Annotated in this window: 19 protein-coding genes; 16 read left to right on the forward strand and 3 right to left on the reverse strand. The window is 40.9% G+C overall.

Annotation, left to right across the window (positions count from 1 at the left end; translation table 11 throughout):
- Nucleotides 1-189: 189 nt before the first annotated feature.
- From SM121_RS02385 to rpsD, 4 genes are all read left to right on the forward strand, one after another.
- Entirely contained in the window at nucleotides 190-948 is a 759-nt protein-coding gene (locus tag SM121_RS02385; RefSeq protein ID WP_320911061.1) for an ABC transporter permease, read from the forward strand.
- 57 nt (nucleotides 949-1,005) lie between these two features.
- Complete coding sequence (locus SM121_RS02390; RefSeq protein ID WP_320911062.1) at nucleotides 1,006-2,001, forward strand: ABC transporter substrate-binding protein; 996 nt, start codon at nucleotides 1,006-1,008, stop codon at nucleotides 1,999-2,001.
- Nucleotides 1,994-2,725 (forward strand): ABC transporter ATP-binding protein, encoded by a 732-nt coding sequence (locus SM121_RS02395; RefSeq protein WP_003012800.1) that lies wholly within the window; start codon nucleotides 1,994-1,996, stop codon nucleotides 2,723-2,725. Before SM121_RS02390 ends, SM121_RS02395 begins: the two co-directional genes overlap by 8 nt.
- Nucleotides 2,726-2,930: 205 nt before the next feature.
- Nucleotides 2,931-3,542, forward strand: coding sequence for a 30S ribosomal protein S4 (gene rpsD / locus SM121_RS02400; protein ID WP_320911063.1), 612 nt, complete (start codon nucleotides 2,931-2,933; stop codon nucleotides 3,540-3,542).
- A 189-nt stretch (nucleotides 3,543-3,731) separates the two neighbouring features.
- On the opposite strand, the gene SM121_RS02405 is transcribed toward rpsD, so the two are convergent.
- A complete protein-coding gene (locus SM121_RS02405) occupies nucleotides 3,732-4,265 on the reverse strand; it encodes a TetR/AcrR family transcriptional regulator (protein WP_003001962.1) in 534 nt (177 codons plus the stop codon).
- Nucleotides 4,266-4,397: 132 nt separating this feature from the next.
- Here SM121_RS02405 and SM121_RS02410 point away from each other — a divergent pair, with 132 nt between their 5' ends.
- A complete protein-coding gene (locus tag SM121_RS02410) occupies nucleotides 4,398-7,193 on the forward strand; it encodes a YhgE/Pip domain-containing protein (RefSeq protein ID WP_320911064.1) in 2,796 nt (931 codons plus the stop codon).
- An 86-nt stretch (nucleotides 7,194-7,279) separates the two neighbouring features.
- Here SM121_RS02410 and SM121_RS02415 read toward each other — a convergent pair whose 3' ends face one another.
- The gene (locus SM121_RS02415) at nucleotides 7,280-7,960 is read right to left on the reverse strand and encodes a DUF4947 domain-containing protein (protein WP_320911065.1); all 681 of its coding nucleotides are present in this window, start codon (nucleotides 7,958-7,960) and stop codon (nucleotides 7,280-7,282) included.
- Nucleotides 7,961-8,052: 92 nt separating this feature from the next.
- Nucleotides 8,053-9,300, reverse strand: a complete 1,248-nt coding sequence (locus SM121_RS02420; RefSeq protein ID WP_320911066.1) for a carbohydrate-binding domain-containing protein — start codon at nucleotides 9,298-9,300, stop codon at nucleotides 8,053-8,055.
- A gap of 214 nt (nucleotides 9,301-9,514) precedes the next feature.
- Between SM121_RS02420 and SM121_RS02425 the strand changes: the two genes are divergently transcribed.
- The 11 genes from SM121_RS02425 (at nucleotide 9,515) to SM121_RS02475 (ending at nucleotide 20,301) form a co-directional block, all read left to right on the forward strand.
- Nucleotides 9,515-10,294 carry a polyphosphate polymerase domain-containing protein gene (locus SM121_RS02425; protein ID WP_320911067.1) on the forward strand — a complete coding sequence of 260 codons (780 nt, stop codon included), beginning with the start codon at nucleotides 9,515-9,517 and terminating at the stop codon, nucleotides 10,292-10,294.
- A complete protein-coding gene (locus tag SM121_RS02430; protein ID WP_320911068.1) occupies nucleotides 10,287-10,970 on the forward strand; it encodes a DUF4956 domain-containing protein in 684 nt (227 codons plus the stop codon). The genes SM121_RS02425 and SM121_RS02430 overlap by 8 nt, the downstream gene beginning before the upstream one ends.
- 93 nt (nucleotides 10,971-11,063) lie before the next feature.
- A complete protein-coding gene (locus SM121_RS02435) occupies nucleotides 11,064-12,323 on the forward strand; it encodes a S41 family peptidase (RefSeq protein ID WP_320911069.1) in 1,260 nt (419 codons plus the stop codon).
- 169 nt (nucleotides 12,324-12,492) lie between these two features.
- Nucleotides 12,493-12,621 (forward strand): teichoic acid D-Ala incorporation-associated protein DltX, encoded by a 129-nt coding sequence (locus SM121_RS02440; RefSeq protein WP_003002102.1) that lies wholly within the window; start codon nucleotides 12,493-12,495, stop codon nucleotides 12,619-12,621.
- 18 nt (nucleotides 12,622-12,639) lie between these two features.
- A complete protein-coding gene (gene dltA, locus SM121_RS02445; protein WP_320911070.1) occupies nucleotides 12,640-14,190 on the forward strand; it encodes a D-alanine--poly(phosphoribitol) ligase subunit DltA in 1,551 nt (516 codons plus the stop codon).
- A complete protein-coding gene (gene dltB / locus SM121_RS02450; protein WP_003012683.1) occupies nucleotides 14,187-15,440 on the forward strand; it encodes a D-alanyl-lipoteichoic acid biosynthesis protein DltB in 1,254 nt (417 codons plus the stop codon). Before dltA ends, dltB begins: the two co-directional genes overlap by 4 nt.
- Before the next feature lie 15 nt (nucleotides 15,441-15,455).
- The gene (dltC, locus tag SM121_RS02455) at nucleotides 15,456-15,695 is read left to right on the forward strand and encodes a D-alanine--poly(phosphoribitol) ligase subunit DltC (protein WP_003002265.1); all 240 of its coding nucleotides are present in this window, start codon (nucleotides 15,456-15,458) and stop codon (nucleotides 15,693-15,695) included.
- A complete protein-coding gene (gene dltD, locus SM121_RS02460; protein WP_151379227.1) occupies nucleotides 15,688-16,956 on the forward strand; it encodes a D-alanyl-lipoteichoic acid biosynthesis protein DltD in 1,269 nt (422 codons plus the stop codon). Before dltC ends, dltD begins: the two co-directional genes overlap by 8 nt.
- Nucleotides 16,957-17,207: 251 nt before the next feature.
- Entirely contained in the window at nucleotides 17,208-17,432 is a 225-nt protein-coding gene (locus SM121_RS02465; protein WP_320911071.1) for a hypothetical protein, read from the forward strand.
- Between the two features lie 97 nt (nucleotides 17,433-17,529).
- Nucleotides 17,530-19,284, forward strand: a complete 1,755-nt coding sequence (aspS, locus tag SM121_RS02470; RefSeq protein ID WP_320911072.1) for an aspartate--tRNA ligase — start codon at nucleotides 17,530-17,532, stop codon at nucleotides 19,282-19,284.
- 75 nt (nucleotides 19,285-19,359) lie between these two features.
- Complete coding sequence (locus SM121_RS02475) at nucleotides 19,360-20,301, forward strand: YitT family protein (protein ID WP_320911073.1); 942 nt, start codon at nucleotides 19,360-19,362, stop codon at nucleotides 20,299-20,301.
- Nucleotides 20,302-20,315: the final 14 nt, after the last annotated feature.

Below are 20,315 nucleotides of genomic sequence, written 5' to 3' on the forward strand. Positions count from 1 at the left end.
ATCAGTTATTATAATAAATACATATGGGAGTCTGTGTACAGTCTGAGAGGAAGTGTAAGCTTCGACCGCACCTGATCTGGGTAATGCCAGCGTAGGAAACAAATGAAATGTGTTTTTCGTTATGAGTGACCTTGTGCAATCCGTCTCCTATTTTGGAGGCGTTTTTTATTTGTGAGAAAGGAGGTTACGATGTCTCTTGTAAAAAGATATTCAAAACAGTTGATAGGATTTGCAGGTTTTAGTAGCCTTCTTGTCTTATGGCAGTTAGCAGGATTGTTAAATATCCTCCCCAAATTTGTATTACCAACGCCACTTGAAATTGGGAATGCCTTTGTACGAGATCGAGCTCTCCTGATTCATCACAGTTTGTCTACTCTTCAAGTGGCCTTGATCGGGCTTGTTATAGGCGTTCTTCTTGCTGCTGGCTTTGCGATTCTCATGGATAGTTTTCAATGGGTGAATGATCTGGTCTATCCTTTTATGGTTGTTATTCAAACCATTCCGACGATTGCCTTGGCCCCTATCCTGGTTCTTTGGTTTGGTTATGGTATGCTTCCAAAACTAGTTTTGATCATTATTACGGTGGTATTTCCCATCGTAGTCAGTCTGTTAGATGGTTTTCGGCATTGCGATCAAGATATTCTGAGATTGTTTCAGATTATGCAAGCCAATCGCTTTCAGACCTTAGTCCATTATAAAATTCCTGCAGCGCTTCCTTATTTTTTTGCAGGGTTACGTGTGAGCGTTTCCTATGCTTTTATCAGTACAGTCGTTTCAGAATGGTTAGGAGGTTTTGATGGATTGGGGGTCTATATGATCCAATCGAAGAAGTTATTTCAGTATGATACGATGTTTGCGATCATTGTATTGATTTCTGCTATTAGTTTACTCGGTATGTTTCTCGTTGACCAATTAGAAAAAAACATTCTAAAATGGAGAAAGGATTGACAAACTTGTAAATGGTGTAAAAATTAAATTGACAAAAATGTAAAAGAGGTATAGCTAATGAAAAAGTCAATAGGTTTATTTTTCTCAATAATATTGGGATTTGTTTTCTTGAGTGCTTGTCAAAATTCTGTCAAGCAATCGTCAAGTGGTTTGAAAAAGATTGATTTTATTCTAGATTGGACCCCGAATACCAATCATACGGGTCTCTATGTAGCAAAGGAAAAAGGGTACTTTAAAGAAGCAGGACTGGATGTAGATATAAAACTTCCTCCGGAAGACAGTAGTTCTGATTTGATTATCAATGGGAAAGCTCCATTTGGTATTTATTTCCAAGATTCTATGGCCAAGAAATTGGATAAAGGTGCGGGTATTACCGCTGTTGCAGCTATCGTCGAACACAATACGTCAGGGATTATTTCAAGAAAAGATGCAGAGATCACAAGTCCAAAAGATTTGGTGGGTAAGAAGTATGGTACCTGGAATGATCCGATTGAGTTGGAAATGATCAAATCGATGATGAAAAAAGAGGGGGCTGATTTTAATCAAGTAAAATTGGTTCCAAATAGTGATTCAAATTCCATTACTCCGATTGAAAATAAGGTCTTTGATGCCGCTTGGATTTATCACGGTTGGGATGGAATTTTGGCTGAGCAAAAGGGAATGAAGACCAATTTCTTCTATATGAAAGATTTTGTTCCTGCATTTGACTACTATTCGCCTGTTATTATTGCTAACAATGACTATTTGAAATCTCATAAAGAGGAAGCAAAAAAATTCATTCAAGCGGTAAAAAAAGGCTACCAATATGCTATAGAGCATCCAGAAGAAGCTGCGGATATCTTGATTAAACAGGCCCCTGCCCTAGCTAATCAGCGTGATTTTGTACTAGCTTCCCAAAAATATCTTTCCAGTCAATATGCTTCAGACAAGGATAAATGGGGACAGTTTGACTCCAAACGTTGGAATGCTTTTTATGCTTGGGCAAAAGAGCAAGGATTGGTTTCAAATGATTTAGAAGACAAAGGTTTCACAAACGAATTGGTAGGTGACTGATATTTTAACCGTAAAAGATGTAAGTTTCTCTTTTGGAGATAAAGCAGTTTTAAATAATGTATCACTAGAAGTGCAAAAAGGAGAAATCGTCTCTATTCTAGGTCCGAGTGGGGTAGGGAAATCAACCTTGTTCAATTTAATTGCTGGGATCCTTCCCTTACAAAAGGGTACCATAGAAGTAGATAATGCTCCGATCTCCTTTGGGAAAGTCAGCTATATGCTACAAAAGGATCTTTTGTTGGAACATAAGACAGTATTGGGAAATATTATTCTTCCCCTTCAATTAAAAAAGGTTCCTAAGGAAGAGGCGGCATCTACAGCTCTAAAATTGTTAGATGAATTTAAATTGGGAAGTATCGCCAACCTTTATCCCAATGCGCTGAGTGGGGGGATGCGGCAACGGGTGGCGCTATTGAGAACCTATCTTCTGGGTCATTCTGTCTTCCTATTAGATGAAGCTTTTAGTGCCTTAGATGAATTGACAAGGCAGGATCTTTATCACTGGTATCTAGACAGTAAGGAACGTCTTGGTCTCACCACTCTAGTGATCACCCATAGTATCGAAGAAGCTTTGACTTTGAGTGACCGGATCTATATCTTGAATCATAATCCCGGTGAAATTATTGCAGATCTTCCTTTAAAATGGGATCCAGCAACGGATAGAGACTGGCAACAATTGCAATATAAAAAACGAATCATAGAATTATTGGCTGAATTTCATTGAAATTGTTTTGAAGGACTTTACAAAGTTTCTATTCCGTGATAGAATAGAGTTTGTGCGAAATGACAGCAGGACAAAATGAAGCTCGTCAACAGGAAGTCAGCTAGAAAAGTAACCTTTGCTGTTTGGGCGAAGGCTTTCTGAACGAATCAGGTTTGTCTAAAACGTTATTTCCTACAAAAATTATTTTTATAGGAGGACATTTCACATGTCACGTTATACAGGACCATCTTGGAAACAATCTCGCCGTCTGGGCTTGTCACTTACAGGTACAGGTAAAGAATTGGCACGTCGTAACTACGTACCAGGTCAACACGGACCAAACAACCGTTCAAAATTGTCAGAATACGGTTTGCAATTAGCTGAGAAACAAAAACTTCGTTTCTCTTACGGACTTGGTGAAAAACAATTCCGTAACTTGTTCGTACAAGCTACTAAAATTAAAGAAGGAACTGTCGGTTTCAACTTCATGCTTCTTTTGGAACGTCGTTTGGATAACGTTGTTTACCGTCTTGGACTTGCGACTACTCGTCGTCAAGCTCGTCAATTCGTTAACCACGGTCACATCCTTGTTGACGGAAAACGCGTTGATATCCCTTCATACCGCGTAACTCCAGGTCAAGTGATCTCAGTTCGCGAAAAATCAGCTAAAGTTCCAGCTATCCTTGAAGCTGTTGAAGCTACAGTTGGACGTCCAGCATTCGTATCATTCGATGCTGACAAACTTGAAGGTTCATTGACTCGCCTTCCAGAACGCGATGAAATCAACCCAGAAATCAACGAAGCACTTGTCGTTGAATTCTATAACAAGATGCTTTAATTTTAAGATATACCTTACAGAAAGCCCACAACAGTGGGCTTTTTGTTTTGTCTTAAAGGGTTGATTTCTGGGTTTGTTCAGTTATAAGCTACCTAAAGCTGTTTCATTACATGAGACAGTTTTTTGTTTTCTTAAAACCTAAACCTGCTAATAAAAAAACTCCTGATCTAGATCGATCAGGAGAGACTGTTACCGTAACATTTTCATTAAAAATTCAGCCATTTGTTGAGGGCTTTCTTTTTTTCCGCGCGAAACCCACATTTGACAGACTCCGAAGAAGGCATTGGTCAGATAGACAGAACTGTAGACTCTTTCAATATCTGTTAATGATTTATGACTATAGCGCTCTTGCAGACTATCAACCAGAAGAATCTGTAATTTATGTCGTAAGAAGGTTTGGATCTCCTTTGTTCCATTCTCTGTCAGAAGAACCGCAAAGAGTGGCTCCTTGGTTAGAAATTCGAACACTTCTGTAATCGCTTGGCGCTTGTCGTCTTGGTGTTTATCAAAAATATATTCAAGCTTGTGAAAGAGTGCTTGTTGGTAGCGCTCGATCATGTCGTACTTGTCTCGATAGTGGGTATAAAAGCTAGAGCGACTAATGCCGGATTCTTGTGCTAGCTCAACCGTTGTGATTTGGTCGAATGATTCCTTTTCGAGTAGTCGAACCATCGCCTCCTCAATATTTCGTTTTGTTTTTAATCGTTTATTGCTCTCAGTCATCTGTTCATCCTTTTTGCACAAAATTATACACAGTGTCTAAAAATAAGATTTTATACTTGTGAAAATTTCTAGAAACTGTATAATCTATTATATCAGAAATTTAGACAATGTGTATAAAAAGGAGACAAAAATATGATGAAAGAATGGAAGGCTATTCTTAAAAAGCCAACATTTATCATTGTCATGATTGGAGTTGCGTTGATTCCAGCTCTTTATAATATTATTTTTCTATCTTCCATGTGGGATCCATATGGCCAGGTTTCGGATCTTCCTGTAGCGGTTGTCAATAAGGATCAATCTGCTACATATAATGGACAAAAAATGGAAATCGGGAAAGACATGGTGTCCAATTTGAAGGACAATGACTCACTTGATTTTCATTTTGTAGATGAGAAAGCTGCGAAAGATGGTCTCAAAAATGGCGATTATTATATGATTGTAACCCTGCCTGAGGATCTTTCAAAGAAGGCTAGCTCCATTCTAACCAATCATCCAGAACAGATGACCATTGATTACCAAACGTCCAGTGGTCATAGTTTTATCGCAGGAAAAATGAGCGATACTGCGATGACAAAAATGAAGCAGTCAGTGGCTGAAAAAGTGACCAATACTTATACAACAGCTTTATTTTCTAAAATGGGATCGCTTAAAACTGGTATGGGGACAGCGGCAGATGGAAGTGCTAAATTAGCAGATGGTGCAAGTAAATTGGAAGATGGTGGTCAAACACTATCTACTAATTTGAATACATTGGCTCGTTCAAGCTTAGCATTTTCAGATGGTGCGACTACTCTTCGTACAGGTCTAGCAGCCTATACAGATGGTGTTGGTCAATTAGGAAATGGTCTCAATCAAATGGCTGGTCAACTTCCAAACTTGGTATCTGGCGTCAATCAATTAAATAATGGGTTTGGTACTTTTCATACAGGCTTGATGGCTTACGCTACCGGAGTAGATCAATTAGGAAATGGTCTCAATCAAATGGCGAGTCAAACCCCTCAGTTGGCCTCAGGAGTTGGTCAATTAACCAGCGGTATGGGGACCCTCAATGATGGTCTTGGGAATTATACCAATGGCGTGCGTCAATTGAATTCGGGCCTATCAAACTTTTCAAATGGTTTGGTGACCTATACAAATGGAGTTGCTACTTTATCAGAGGGCGCAGGTCAATTAAGTAGTCAATCCGCTACTCTTCGAAATGGGGTTTCCCAATTAGAATCAGGTATTCAAACATTATCAAGTCAGCTACAAGCTTCTACAAGCCAATCCGCTCAGATTGATCAATTGGCAGCTGGTTTGAACCAATTAAATGCAGCGATTCAAAATGCTTCGGTAGATACCAGTCAACTTTCATCTGGATTGACGAGTATTGCGAATTCAGCCCAAGCGATCCTTGCTTCAGCCCAAGCAGATCGTGCAAATGCCCTTGCAAGTGTACAAGGGACAGCAGCCTATCAAGCAATGACAGCTGACCAACAAGCTGAAATCAATGCGGCAATCTCATCGAGCCCAAGCTCGAGTGAAACGTCGGCTCAAGGGATCTTGACTACGATTCAAACGATCCAAAGTAGTTTGAATACAGGAAATAACTTGACACAACTGCAAAATGCAGCCAATCAAGTTTTACCGACAGCTTCTTCAACCTTGACAGACTTGTCAAGTGGCTTGTCTAAGATCCAATCCGCAGTTAGTGGACAATTGTTGCCAGCTAGCCAAACCATCAGTCAAGGGGTCGGCGCTTATACAGCTGGTGTTGATAAAATTGCTAGTGGGGCAACCCAACTTCAGACGAATAGCAGTACTTTAACAAATGGGGCTAGTCAGTTAGCAGCAGGTATTGGTCAACTAGATAGTAAATCATCAGAATTACTTGCAGGAAGCAATCAATTAGCTTCTGGTCTAGGTGAGTTAAATGGGAAGATGCCTGCCTTGACATCAGGCATGAATCAACTGGCTTCAGGCGCGACTCAATTAACAGGTAAGTCGGGTGAATTGGTTGCCGGTGCTGGAAAATTAGCTGACGGTGTAGGACAATTGAACAGCAAAACTCCAGAATTGGCAGGTGGTGTCAACAAACTTGTCACGGGTGTCAATCAGTTGACAGAAAAATCAAGTCAATTGGTGACTGGGACTGATAAACTAGCCGACGGTGCAAATCAAATCTCAGATGGGTCTAGCAAATTAGCAGCAGGTGGCCAAGCATTGACAAATGGTTTAGGTGAATTAGCAACAGGAAGCCAAACCTTGAGTCAAGGATTAAACGATGCTAAGGGACAATTGAATGTGGCTACAACTGAAAAAGAAAACGCTAAAACCTTAGCAGATCCTGTCACTTTGTCTAAAACAGACCATGACAATACCCCTGTGAATGGTGTCGGAATGGCTCCTTATATGATCTCGGTAGCTCTCTTTGTTTGTGCCTTGTCAACCAACATGATCTTTGCAAAATTACCATCCGGTCGTCATCCTGAAAGTCGCTGGGCATGGTTTAAATCTCGCTTTGAGGTCAATGGAACGATTGCGGTGATTGCAGGAGTCTTGGTCTATGGTGCCGTTCACTTAATTGGTTTATCAGCCAATCATGAAATGGCTACGCTCTTCCTTTGTGTGATTGGTAGTGTGGCCTTCATGTCCATCGTGACTGCTTTGACAACATGGCAAAGAAAGATCGGTGCATTCCTTTCCTTGATCCTCTTGCTCTTGCAATTGGCTTCTAGTGCAGGAACCTATCCTCTTGCTTTGACAAATGGCTTTTTCCAAGCCATTCATCCATTCTTGCCAATGAGTTATACCGTTTCTGGTCTTCGTCAAACGATTTCGATGACAGGAGAAATTGGGAATCAAGTGGCCTTTCTTCTGATAACCATTGTTCTTTTTGCAGGGCTAGGAATGTGGTTCTATAATCCAAAAAAATATGAAGAGGACTAATCTTCAGGAACTCCCAACAGAATGTGTTGGGAGTTTTTTGTTTCATGTGAAACAAAAATTCTCGCTTGTTTAAGCGAGAATGTTCATTATTTAAAGAAGACAACATCAGGATTCGGTGTAATATAGAGAAGTTGCTCGTTTTTAAAGACCAGTTGGATGGTGTTGTTTTTATAGGTGTAAATGGTGAGGTCTACTCCGAATTTAGAAGTTTGTTTGAGATCAACAGCTCCCATTACAAAGGCGTGAGCTTGTTCCCCTGTGATTTTTCCCTTGTGGTAGAGATCTTTAATATTTTCTAATTCGGTATTTTCAAAAGATTTGGCAATATAAGCAGGTTCTGTTATTTGTTTCTCTGGCTTTCCAAGGATTTTTTGGACAAGAGCAGGAGTATATCCTTCATAATCTGGCGTCTGGGCAAAAATACTATCACCATTTCTAGAGTAGGCCACTTTTAGATTCCCTGTCGCATAAATCTTATCTTTTGGAGCTTCTTGAGCATTTTTAGGGAGTCCTTCGGTTGTGACGATGTCAGAAGAGGGCTGTGTAGTGGTTGAAGGAGAGCTAGAGGAGTTGCTTGAGTTATTTGAACTAGTTGAACGACTCGGGTGGCTAGAACGACTCGAGCTACTTTTTTTAAAGGTTTTCTTTTTTGAACTGGTAGTTGTTGGTTCTTTTTTAAAGTTGATCTTAAGATCCGGCACACAGGCTGATAGAAAAAGAAGAGACAGCAAGAGTGTGAAGAAAAGAGGGAGTATTTGTTTTTTCATCATGTTCCTTTCGATAAGCTGATTGATTTTCTATTCTATCATAAAAAGGGTAACAAAAAAAGGTCAGGAAGAAATCCTGCCTTTATTTGTTATTATGGATGCCCACCTCCAGGTCCACCACCTTGAGGTCCGCCACCGCCTGGAGCCCCACCGCCTCCAGGCATGGAGTTGACAATTTCCGTTTGTTTTTCACCGTTGATATAGATGTCTCCGCCAGTGTAGGTAGCAGTACCATCAAAGTCGAATCCAGATTGACCCGTTAATTTAATGGTTCCTCCGGTAACAGTGATATTTCCATTCGAATCAATTGGATCGGTATCGCCTTGGCCAACTTCAACGTTGAGTGTTCCACCATTCATGGTGAAGAAAATTTCATCTTGGTTGGCATTAGCATTGGCTGCATTGACACCATCATCGGTTGCATAGATGGTGATATCACCACCGTTGATGGTGATCGATTTTCCTTCGAGACCTTCGACAGACTCTGTCACCTCATAGGTTCCACTATCGATGATCAGATCTCCAGAAGCATGGATTCCGTCGTCTCCTGCGGTGATGGTCATTTTGTTATCTGAAAGATACATGGTTCCGACCGAAGTATCTTCATCATTATCCACCTTGACTGCATCTTCATCTGCATCGATGGTCATGGTCGTACCAGTGATATTGAGTTCGTCATTGACGTTGAAGGCATCTCCTACAGCCGTGATCTTATAGGTTCCACCAGTGATGTGGAGAGTGTCATTGGCCTTGATACCGTTGTTCTTCTTGGCATCAATGTTGAGCGTACCTGAACCATTGATGGTAAGGTCGCCTTTAGAGAAGATCACTGCATCGGCATCTTCATCATTGTTTGAACTTGAATCAGACAAGGTATTGGTCGTGCCATCCGCTAGAGTCAGGTAGACATGCCCTGCTTTCGTAGCAGAAATTGGCGCGTTGGTGTTTGTCATGGTAACGCCTTTCAAGACGATGTGAACATCATCTGAGTCACCTGCTTCGACCTTGATTTGAACCCCATCGGATTCACCAGAGATGATATAGGTTCCAGCCTTTGAGATGGTCACAGTTGATCCAGAAACAGCTACGCCGTCACCTGATACACTTGCAGACGAACCAGATAGCTTTACAGTAGAGGCTTTGCTTTCATCATAAGAGCTGTCCTTGTCCTTATCTGTAAAATAGTTGGAATTGTTTGTTTTATTTTTTGAAGTAGAAGTAGCGGTTGTTTGTGCAGTATTGCTTTTTGTAGTTGATTGTGATGACGCCTGGGTACAAGCTGTCAGTAAGGTGAGGGTTGCGGCCCCCGTTAATAAAAATTTCCATTTGTTTGATTTCATAAGCTTTTCCTCTCGTTCAATTGATATGCTCCTAGTCTAAAGTTGCTAGCTGAAAGTTTCCTAAAGTTTTTCTGAAAGGAACCTTAACTTTAGTTTTCTTTAAGTTTGGCTTAATGACCAGTTAAGAAAGTCCCATTAAACTAGAAAGCACGTAAATCGTATTCATACTGACTGAAGGTTAGAAATAATAGATCCCCCTTAAAGGAGAAGAAACATGAAAAAAACAATTGAGACAAGTTTCAAACGAATCGAAACAAAATATATCGTCGCAAAAGATGACGTGAAGGACTTGATTAAAGACTTAAAAGAATACGTCGTAGAAGATGATTACCCAACCTCAACCATTTCAAACATTTATTTTGATACGGAAAATTTTGATGTCATTCAAGATGCTCTTGCCAAACAACATAGCCGCGAAAAAATTCGGATGCGGACTTATATAGAAAAACCTCAAGCAGACAGTCCAGTGTTTCTAGAGGTGAAGTCAAAAGATGAAGAAGGAATTGGCCATAAATTCCGTCTAGTTGCCACTTCGCAAGCCATTATCAACTTGATGACAGATGGGAAAGTAGATCATCAGATACAAGATCCAGACTTAGTAGAAGAGATTCAGAGATTGCGCAAACGTTATGGTCATCGATTGGAACCGCGGATGTTCATTTACTACGATCGCTTGTCTCTCAAAGAAAAGAAATCCATTCAGGGTTATCCTTATCAGAAGATTCGCGTGACAATCGATCAAAACCTAGTCTTTCGAGATCAGGCTGTTAGCCTTTTTGATGGGAAGAAAGGAGAACCTCTACTAGAGGATGACTTCGTGATCATGGAAATTAAGGCTCCTGGCCAAGAACCTCAATGGTTAAAGGATATTTTAGAGAAGTATGGTTTGGTCAAACAGAAATTTTCGAAATACAGTTGTGCCTACCATAAGTCACAAGGCTTAGACTATGCCCCAAGACCAGTTCAAGAAACGGTAGGTGCTGCCTATGTCTAATCTATTTGATTCTATTTTTAATAATGCTACAGCAACGGTGGATCCGGTGCGCTTACTGCTGGCCCTTTTGGTCAGCCTCTTTCTAGGGATGGCCCTATCTTGGACCTATAAATACCGAACGCTTTACACTCGAGAGTTTGTCATTAGTTTGACCTTGCTTCCTTGTATGATGACCTTAGTGATCTTTTTGGTCAATGGAAGTTTGGGAACCTCGATTGCAGTGGCAGGGACCTTTAGTTTGATCCGTTTTCGTTCGGCTACGAGTGGTTCTAGAGAGTTGATTGCCATTTTCTTAGCTATGATTATAGGACTGGCAGCTGGATCTGGCTATCTTTTATTGGCGATTTTATCAACCCTTTCTTTACTAGGGGTGTGGCTGGTATTAGAGAACAAACAGAGTAAGGCAGACTATCAACGACGCCGCCATTTGACTATTACCGTCTCAAAACAGGATTCTGTTGCAGAACAAATCAGCCAGTTGTTAGACCAAAGTTGTTCAGAAATTGACTTTATTTCTGTCACAACGGCCCAAGCTGGAGAACAACTGACCTTGAACTATGAGGTAAATATGAAATCGAACATCGATGATTTTGGCCTTGCCAATCTATTGATTAGCGAGATTGAAAATTGTGATGTCGCTCTGACAAAGAAAGCGAAGAAAAGAAAGAATCTATAACGGCTATCCTACTTTGAGGATAGTTTTTTAGGGTTTTAAGAACTTTTTAAGAAAAAGTGGTATACTGTTTCTAAAAAATTGAAGGAATCCTTTATGAAAAAGACTGCTATTTTTGAAGATGTCGTCTCTATTATGACCCATGATTCATCTACCAGCAAGGATCGAAAAGGATGCGATCCAGAGCCTTTTCGAGAAAACATTACAGATGATATGACAGATGATGCCTTTCTCTATCAAGTTAAGGCTTACCTAGCTAGTTTTGGGGTGATCGGGCATGTTTCCTTTCGAGATAAAAAGGCCAGTCAAAAAGGGTTCCTTTTGAGAATAAATGGACAGAAACTGTATGTTGAGGAAGCTAATGAAGATACGGGTCTTCAAGTAGGAGATCAGATCCTAGCTCTGGATGGAAGTGACTTGGATCAGATAGCTTCTCTTCATAAAGCCTATTTTATCAGCAAGACCCCAGAAAGACATTATAGAGAATGGGCAGATTTGGTCTCTCAGTCAACGAGTGTCACCCTGCTTCGAGAAGGGATAGAAAAGACCATTAAAGTAGTACCCAGTCGAGAACCGATCCAGGATCAGATTTTTTGGAAACGATTAGACGATGAGATTCTTTATCTTCGTCTGGATAACTTTATGGATGAAGGAGCCATTAGTCGGGTATATCAAGAGTGTTTACCTATGATGACGGAAGTCAAGTTTCTTATCATTGATGTCCGACAGAACGGCGGAGGGACAGACTCTTTATATATCCCTCTATTACATCTAGCCTTAGAGAAGGATCAGGGCTATGATTCGCTTGACTGGGACGATGATGGCATGGAAATTCTCTATACGGAACGCAATGTTGACCTGCGCTTGAAAGACTTTGAGGACTGGATGCAACAGGAAGAAATTAGCCCTGAAACAGTTAAGCTGCTTGAAGATATGAAAGAGAATTTGATCCACCATCGGGGGAAAGGCTATGTAACATATCAGCAAGAAAGCGAGGAATTCTTCCCAGAGGTTAGAGGTGGCCACTATCCTGAACAGATCTTTATCTTATCAGATATTTATTGTGCTTCATCTGGGGATAACTTTGTTCAGATGATGAAGCAGTTTAAGAAGGTAACGGTGGTGGGTCGACCAACTCTCGGAATTCTAGACTACTCTAATTGTTGTACGGTTGATTATGATAATTTTTGTTTAATGTTTCCCACTTCTCGCTGTTTAAGCGTGGATCAAGGTAAAGGAATGACGGATCAGGGTGTTCTACCAGATATAGAAATTCCTTGGACACCTAGCCATTTCGAGAGAGATGTGGATCTGGACAAGTGTCTGGAGTTGATTCATCAGGGGACTGTGAAATAGAATAGGATTTCAACCAGAAAACTGATTAAAAAAAAATGCTTTCGTTAAACGGCTTGAATGATCTGAAATGATAACGTTTTCTACCACATTCTCACTATGTTTAAAATTGCTTACTTGGTATAAAAAATGGTAAAATAGTGAATAACAATCAAAATGAAGAGTGAAACTTATGAAACATAAAACACTTTATAAATTTATCGGGCAGACGGTCTTGTATTTCGCCATTTTCCTAGCCCTACTTTATTTCTTTAGTTACCTTGGTCAAGGTCAGGGTGGCTTTATCTACAACGAATTTTAGAAAAGGAGACTCCTAACCGTGTCAAACCAACCAATTACTGATATGATCGAGACAATTGAACGTTATGCGCAACTACAACCAGACTATCCGGTTTACAATGTCCTTGGTGAGGAGCATACCTATGGCCAATTGAAGGCTGATTCAGATAGCTTGGCTGCCCACATCGACCAAATGGGACTTCCTGAAAAGTCACCTGTAGTGGTCTTTGGTGGACAAGAATATGAAATGTTAGCAACCTTTGTGGCCTTGACAAAATCTGGCCATGCCTATATCCCAATTGATAGCCACTCTGCCTTGGAGCGCGTGTCTGCCATTGTTGAAGTAGCAGAGCCAAGCTTGATTATTGCCATCAATGAATTTCCATTGGAAAACCCAGCTGCTCTAATCATGTCCTTGGAACAAGTGCGTGAAGCTTATGCGGCTCAGAATGCCTATGGCTTGCAACATCCGGTCAAAGGGGATGATAACTACTACATCATCTTTACCTCAGGGACAACTGGGAAACCAAAAGGGGTGCAAATTTCGCACGATAACTTGCTCAGCTTTACCAACTGGATGATTACGGACAAGGAATTTGCAACGCCAGAGCGTCCGCAAATGTTGGCGCAACCACCGTATTCTTTTGACTTGTCTGTCATGTACTGGGCACCGACCTTAGCTCTTGGAGGAACGCTTTTTGCTCTTCCATCAGCTATCACTCAAGACTTCAAACAACTCTTTGCGACGATCTTTTCTCTTCCGATTGCTATCTGGACTTCAACACCATCTTTTGCAGATATGGCCATGTTGTCTGAAGATTTCAATGCTGAAAAAATGCCAGGGATCACCCATTTCTACTTTGATGGGGAAGAGTTGACCGTTAAAACCGCTCAGAAATTGCGCGAGCGTTTCCCAAATGCGCGCATCATCAATGCTTACGGGCCAACAGAAGCAACAGTTGCTTTGTCGGCAGTTGCTATTACAGATGAGATGTTAGCGACTCTTAAACGCTTGCCAATAGGCTATACCAAAGAAGATTCTCCGACCTTCATCATTGATGAGGAAGGGAACAAATTGCCAAATGGAGAGCAAGGGGAGATTATCGTGTCTGGACCGGCTGTTTCAAAAGGTTATATGAATAATCCAGAGAAAACAGCGGAAGCCTTCTTCGAATTTGAAGGTCTTCCAGCCTACCATACGGGAGATGTCGGAACCATGACGGACGAAGGCCTCCTTCTCTATGGTGGACGGATGGACTTCCAAATCAAATTTAACGGTTATCGTATCGAGCTAGAGGATGTCTCTCAAAACTTGAACAAATCGAAGTATATTGACTCAGCAGTCGCAGTGCCGCGCTATAATAAAGATCACAAAGTCCAAAATCTCTTGGCCTATGTCATCTTAAAAGAGGGCGTCAAAGAACAATTTGAGCGCGAAATTGATATCACGAAAGCCATTAAGGAAGATTTAGAAAACATCATGATGTCTTATATGATGCCTTCAAAATTCCTCTATCGTGACAGCCTGCCATTAACACCAAACGGGAAAATCGACATCAAAGGGTTGATTAGCGAGGTTAACAACCGATGATCGAGTTTTTGAAACAGCTCCCTCATTTAGAACACTATGGAACACCGATCTATTTTATCTACCTCATTCTAGCTTTTTTGCCGATCTTTGTGGGCCTCTTTTTCAAAAAGAGATTTCCGATCTATGAAGGACTGGTGAGTCTGATCTTTATCATTTTGATGCTGACAGGTTCGAATCTCAAGCAAATTTATGCCCTGCTCTTTTACGTAGTCTGGCAAATCTTGATTGTGTATTCTTACAAGATCTATCGTCAGAAAGCGGACAATAAGTGGATTTTCTATCTTCATTCCTTCTTGTCTGTCTTGCCCCTGATCTTTGTTAAGGTAGAGCCAGCGATCAAGAATGGGCACCAATCCTTGTTTGGATTTTTAGGGATTTCGTATTTAACCTTCCGAGCTGTCGGAATGATCATCGAAATGCGAGATGGTGTCTTGAAAGAATTCACACTCTGGGAATTCTTACGCTTTATGCTCTTTATGCCGACCTTCTCAAGTGGGCCGATTGATCGTTTCAAGCGTTTTAATGAGGATTATAAAGCCATTCCTGAGCGTGAAGAATTATTGGATATGTTGGAGCAAGCTGTTAAGTATATCATGTATGGCTTCCTTTATAAATTTATCCTAGCTCATATTTTTGGCCACTTATTATTAGGTCATGTGCAGACCTATGCCTTGTCTCAAGGTGGATTCTTCAATATCGGAACGCTGGGAGTCATGTATGTCTATGGCTTTGACCTCTTCTTTGACTTCGCGGGCTATTCGATGTTTGCTTTAGCAGCTTCCAATCTGATGGGGATTAAAAGTCCCATCAACTTTGATCGTCCCTTTAAATCACGTGACTTAAAGGAATTCTGGAATCGTTGGCATATGAGTTTATCTTTCTGGTTCCGTGATTTTGTCTTTATGCGTCTCGTGATGGTATTGATGCGCAATAAAGTATTCAAGAGCCGGATTACCACCTCAAATGTTGCCTATATTATCAATATGTTGGTTATGGGCTTCTGGCACGGGGTGACCTGGTACTACATCGCTTATGGGCTCTTCCATGGGCTTGGACTGGTCATCAATGATGCTTGGATTCGCAAGAAAAAGACCATCAATAAAGAAAGAAAAGCAAAAGGATTGGATCCTATACCGGATAATCGTTGGACCAAAGCTTTAGGGATCTTTATCACCTTTAACACAGTGATGCTGTCCTTCCTGATTTTCTCAGGATTCTTGGATCAACAATGGTTTCCAAAATTGAAATAAAAGGAGAATAGAAAAATGGATGTAAAATCACAAGTAATTGAAATTATTGACGAATTGTTTATGGAAGATGTCTCAGACATGATGGATGAGGATCTCTTTGATGCGGGTGTCCTTGATAGTATGGGGACAGTCGAATTGATTGTGGAACTGGAAAACCGCTTTGGCATCCGTGTTCCTGTATCTGAATTTGGACGCGATGATTGGAATACTGCTAACAAGATCGTAGAAGGTGTAACGGAGCTTCAGAATGCTTAAGCGTTTGTGGCTGATTTTAGGGCCCGTATTTTGCGCGCTCCTCATGGTGGCAGCTTTATTATTCTTTTATCCAATCAATCATAAGCACAACTATACCGAAGAGAAAAAAGCTGCGGTAAGTCTGAATGCAGAAGGATTCAAGAGTCGTACAAAGAAACAAGAAGCACTTTCTGATCCACAGCATCGCTTTGTTCCTTATTTCGGCTCCAGTGAATGGTTGCGTTTTGATGTGGTGCATCCAGCGGTTTTGGCTGAAAAATATGACCGCAATTACAGACCCTACTTTTTAGGAGAACGTGGTGCGGCTTCTTTGAACCAGTATTTTGGGATGCAACAGATTTTGCCAGAACTCAAGGACAATACAGCTGTTTATGTAGTTTCTCCGCAATGGTTCACCAAGAAGGGCTATGATTCCTCTGCCTTTCAACAATTCTTTAATAGCGATCAGTTGAATAGCTTTATTGCCAATCACCAACAGGATGCTGCATCCCAGTATGCTGCAAAGCGTCTGTTACAACAGTATCCAAATGTCGCCTTTCAAAGTGTTGTAACGAACATTTCTCAAGGAAAGAAAATTTCCAGATTTGATCAGTCTTTGAACCAGCTTGTTTCCCACCTTGTCCAACGCGAAGATGCTTTGTTTAGTAATCTTGCAACGCGTACAAACGGGAATTACGATAAGAAGGTCAAAAAACGTCTACAAGATTTACCAGATCAATTCTCATATGAGAAATTGGAAGAAATTGCAACGGCTGAAGCAAAAGTCAAAACCAATAACAACGACCTTGGAATCAGCAATCATTTTTACAATACTCGTTTAAAAATGAAGTTGAAGAAACTAAAAGGTTTCCAAAAAAACGAATCCTATGTTCAATCTCCTGAGTACAATGACTTGCAGTTGGTTCTAGACCAGTTTGCTAAATCTCGGACCAATGTTATCTTTGTCATTCCTCCAGTTAATGCCAAATGGATGAAATACACAGGCTTGAGCCAAGAAAAGTATGAACAGGCTGTTCAAAAGATTCGTTACCAATTGGAAAGTCAAGGATTCACCAATATTGCAGACTTTTCTAAAGATGGTGGTCAGCCTTACTTTATGGAAGATACGATTCATATGGGATGGAATGGTTGGCTAGCCTTTGATAAAGCGGTCAATCCCTTTGTCACAAAGGCTGAAAAAGCACCAACTTACCATCTAAATGATCGCTTCTTCAGCAAAGACTGGGCCCAATATAAAGGGACACCAGACGAATTTAAATAATGCTTGATCAAAGGGGGCAGGATCAAATCCTGGCTCCTTGATTTGTGAGGAAAGTGACGAGAAAGTCACAAATAAGCAAGAGAGTTATCCACAGGTTGTGGGAAACTTCCTTGTAAATGGATGAAAGCAAGTCCTGATGCTGACGACGCTTCTTCTTTTGAGGGGGCAAAAGGTGAAAGTTATCCACATTTTTGTGGATAAGTGATAAAAAACAGTGGATAAGTCAGCTGGTTTGTGAAAAGGAGAATAGTGTGAAAAAATTTTGGTTTTACGCAATCGTTCAAGGAATTGTGATCTTTTTTATTGTGGGTGGCATGACCTATGTACTTAGGGGAGATTTCTTTTTCCGCTACCTATCCCCTATTTTTGGACTAGCAGCAGCTGTCTTGCGATTTGGGACGGCGACTTTAATGAAGGTGCTGGCACCCACTCTTTACGATGATCCCAAAAAGAAAGAAGAGAGCCACGATAACTAAAGAAGTTGGTGACTGAAAAAGTTGAGCTAAAGGCTACTTTCTGCTGGTCTTTATGGTAAAATAGAAGGAAGAATATTAGTTTGGAGATTAATTAGAAATGAAACGTTCAATGTATGCTGGACGTGTTCGTGAAGAACACATTGGAACTCGTATTACCTTGAAAGGATGGGTTAGCCGTCGTCGTGACTTGGGTGGTTTGATCTTTATCGATCTACGCGACCGCGAAGGAATCATGCAATTGGTGATCAATCCAGAAACAGTTAGTGCAGAAGTAATGGCTACAGCTGAAAGCATCCGTAGTGAATATGTTGTAGAAGTGACAGGTCTTGTGGAAGCTCGTGAACAAGCTAATCCAAACTTGCCTACAGGAGCAGTAGAACTCAAGGTAGAAGCTATTACGGTTCTCAATACTGCCAAAACAACACCATTTGAAATCAAGGACGGAATCGAAGCCAATGATGATACCCGTCTTCGTTACCGCTACTTAGACCTTCGTCGTCCTGAGATGTTGGAAAACCTCAAACTCCGTGCAAAAGTAACCCATTCAATCCGCAATTACTTGGATGAATTAGAATTTATTGATGTGGAAACACCGTTTCTTTCTAAGTCAACTCCAGAAGGAGCACGTGACTACTTGGTTCCTTCCCGTGTCAATAAGGGTCATTTCTATGCCCTTCCACAAAGTCCTCAGATTACAAAACAATTATTGATGAATGCCGGTTTTGATCGCTATTATCAAATCGTGAAGTGTTTCCGTGATGAGGATTTACGGGGAGACCGTCAACCTGAGTTTACACAGGTCGACTTGGAAACTTCTTTCTTGAGTGATCAAGAAATCCAGGATATCACAGAAGGCTTGATTGCACGTGTCATGAAAGAAACCAAGGGAATTGAAGTAACACTCCCATTCCCACGGATGAATTATGATGATGCGATGGCCTTGTATGGTTCAGATAAACCAGATACACGTTTTGAAATGTTGCTACAAGACTTGACAGAACTTGTCAAGGGTGTAGATTTCAAAGTCTTCTCAGAAGCTCCGGCTGTTAAGGCAATTGTCGTTAAAGGTGCAGCAGATCATTACTCTCGTAAAGATATCGATAAATTGACAGAAGTTGCGAAGCAATACGGTGCAAAAGGTCTTGCTTGGGTGAAATATGCTGAGGGTACTTTGAACGGTCCTGTTGCGAAGTTCTTGACAGACTTGACAAGTGACTTGACAGCTGCTTTACAGTTAGAAGACAAAGATCTAGTTCTCTTTGTAGCGGATACTCTTGAAGTAGCCAATGCAACGCTTGGTGCTTTGCGTGTTCGTCTTGCGAAAGAACTTGACTTGATTGACAACAATCAATACAACTTCCTTTGGGTAGTGGATTGGCCAATGTTTGAATGGTCTGAAGAAGAAGGCCGTTATATGTCTGCTCACCATCCATTTACACTCCCACAAGCTGAAACAGAGCATGAATTGGAAGGCGATCTTTCAAAAGTTCGAGCAATTGCCTATGATATCGTCTTAAATGGGTATGAATTAGGTGGAGGAAGCCTACGGATTAATCATAAAGACTTGCAAGAACGGATGTTTAAGGCGCTTGGATTTACAGCAGAAGCTGCGAATGAACAATTTGGTTTCTTGTTGGAAGCTATGGATTACGGTTTCCCACCACATGGAGGATTGGCGCTTGGCTTGGACCGCTTCGTGATGCTTCTTGCTGGTGAGGATAATATTCGGGAAGTAATTGCCTTTCCTAAGAATAACAAGGCGACAGATCCAATGACACAAGCTCCTTCTGTCGTTTCTGAAAAGCAATTGGATGAGTTAAATCTTCAAGTAGAAGTAGCAGAGCAAGAATAGGACAAGAGAGAAAAGGGAACGTCTAGGAATCAGTTGCTCTAAGATTTTCCTTTTCTTCTAATCGATGGATTGAAAATGAAAAAAACTCGCTTTCATAAGCTATTTCGCTATCATGTGCGGCGACTAGCTTATAACATTAAATTATTGCGTGTGCTGAAGAGCATCTCCCGTGAGAAATACGATGAAAAAGTGTCAGCTTCCTTGCTGTATGGTTTTCTATCAGCGATTGCCGTCAACTTCTTCTTTCAACCAGGACATGTATACTCCAGCGGTGCAACAGGTCTAGCTCAGATTTTATCTGTTCTGAGCCAACGCTTTATTGGCTTTACGATTCCCGTTTCCTTAACCTTTTATGCCATCAATATCCCTTTGATGATTGTGGCTTGGTATCAAATTGGCCATAAATTTACCATCTTTACCTTTATTACGGTTTCGATGAGTTCCCTCTTTATTCAGTTCGTGCCAGTGGTAACTTTGACCAATGACCCGATCATGAATGCCCTATTTGGTGGGGTTGTCATGGGAACAGGGATTGGTTTTGCTCTTCGGAACAACATTTCCAGTGGGGGAACGGATATTGTCAGTTTGACGATTCGAAAACGGACAGGAAAGAATGTCGGCAGCATCTCTTTTTTGGTCAACGGGACCATTATGTTGATTGCTGGTCTGACTTTTGGTTGGAATTATGCTCTTTACTCTATGATTACCATCTTCGTATCGAGTCGAGTAACGGATGCTGTCTTTACCAAGCAAAAACGAATGCAGGCAATGATCGTAACGAGCCAGCCAGATGCCATTATTGAAAAGATTCATAAAAAATTGCATCGTGGAGCGACTATTATCCACAATGCAGAAGTAACCTATAACCACCAGGAAAAAGCGGTTCTGCTGACAGTTATTACGCGTGCAGAGTTTAATGAATTCAAATATATTATGAAAAACGCTGATCCTCAGGCTTTTATCACCATTTCAGAAAACGTTCATATCATTGGACGCTTTGTGGAAACAGAAGAATAAAAATAAGGTCACCA

It is taken from the genome of Streptococcus sp. S1, assembly GCF_034137685.1.
Classification (GTDB): Bacteria; Bacillota; Bacilli; order Lactobacillales; family Streptococcaceae; genus Streptococcus; species Streptococcus dentalis.

Excerpts from the sequence above, each read along its gene's own strand:
- SM121_RS02385 (WP_320911061.1), top strand. The coding sequence starts at position 190 with ATGTCTCTTGTAAAAAGATATTCAAAACAGTTGATAGGATTTGCAGGT.
- SM121_RS02390 (WP_320911062.1), top strand. The coding sequence starts at position 1,006 with ATGAAAAAGTCAATAGGTTTATTTTTCTCAATAATATTGGGATTTGTT.
- rpsD (WP_320911063.1), top strand. The coding sequence starts at position 2,931 with ATGTCACGTTATACAGGACCATCTTGGAAACAATCTCGCCGTCTGGGC.
- SM121_RS02405 (WP_003001962.1), bottom strand. The coding sequence starts at position 4,265 with ATGACTGAGAGCAATAAACGATTAAAAACAAAACGAAATATTGAGGAG.
- SM121_RS02410 (WP_320911064.1), top strand. The coding sequence starts at position 4,398 with ATGATGAAAGAATGGAAGGCTATTCTTAAAAAGCCAACATTTATCATT.
- SM121_RS02415 (WP_320911065.1), bottom strand. The coding sequence starts at position 7,960 with ATGAAAAAACAAATACTCCCTCTTTTCTTCACACTCTTGCTGTCTCTT.
- SM121_RS02420 (WP_320911066.1), bottom strand. The coding sequence starts at position 9,300 with ATGAAATCAAACAAATGGAAATTTTTATTAACGGGGGCCGCAACCCTC.
- SM121_RS02425 (WP_320911067.1), top strand. The coding sequence starts at position 9,515 with ATGAAAAAAACAATTGAGACAAGTTTCAAACGAATCGAAACAAAATAT.
- SM121_RS02430 (WP_320911068.1), top strand. The coding sequence starts at position 10,287 with ATGTCTAATCTATTTGATTCTATTTTTAATAATGCTACAGCAACGGTG.
- SM121_RS02435 (WP_320911069.1), top strand. The coding sequence starts at position 11,064 with ATGAAAAAGACTGCTATTTTTGAAGATGTCGTCTCTATTATGACCCAT.
- SM121_RS02440 (WP_003002102.1), top strand. The coding sequence starts at position 12,493 with ATGAAACATAAAACACTTTATAAATTTATCGGGCAGACGGTCTTGTAT.
- dltB (WP_003012683.1), top strand. The coding sequence starts at position 14,187 with ATGATCGAGTTTTTGAAACAGCTCCCTCATTTAGAACACTATGGAACA.
- dltC (WP_003002265.1), top strand. The coding sequence starts at position 15,456 with ATGGATGTAAAATCACAAGTAATTGAAATTATTGACGAATTGTTTATG.
- dltD (WP_151379227.1), top strand. The coding sequence starts at position 15,688 with ATGCTTAAGCGTTTGTGGCTGATTTTAGGGCCCGTATTTTGCGCGCTC.
- aspS (WP_320911072.1), top strand. The coding sequence starts at position 17,530 with ATGAAACGTTCAATGTATGCTGGACGTGTTCGTGAAGAACACATTGGA.
- SM121_RS02475 (WP_320911073.1), top strand. The coding sequence starts at position 19,360 with ATGAAAAAAACTCGCTTTCATAAGCTATTTCGCTATCATGTGCGGCGA.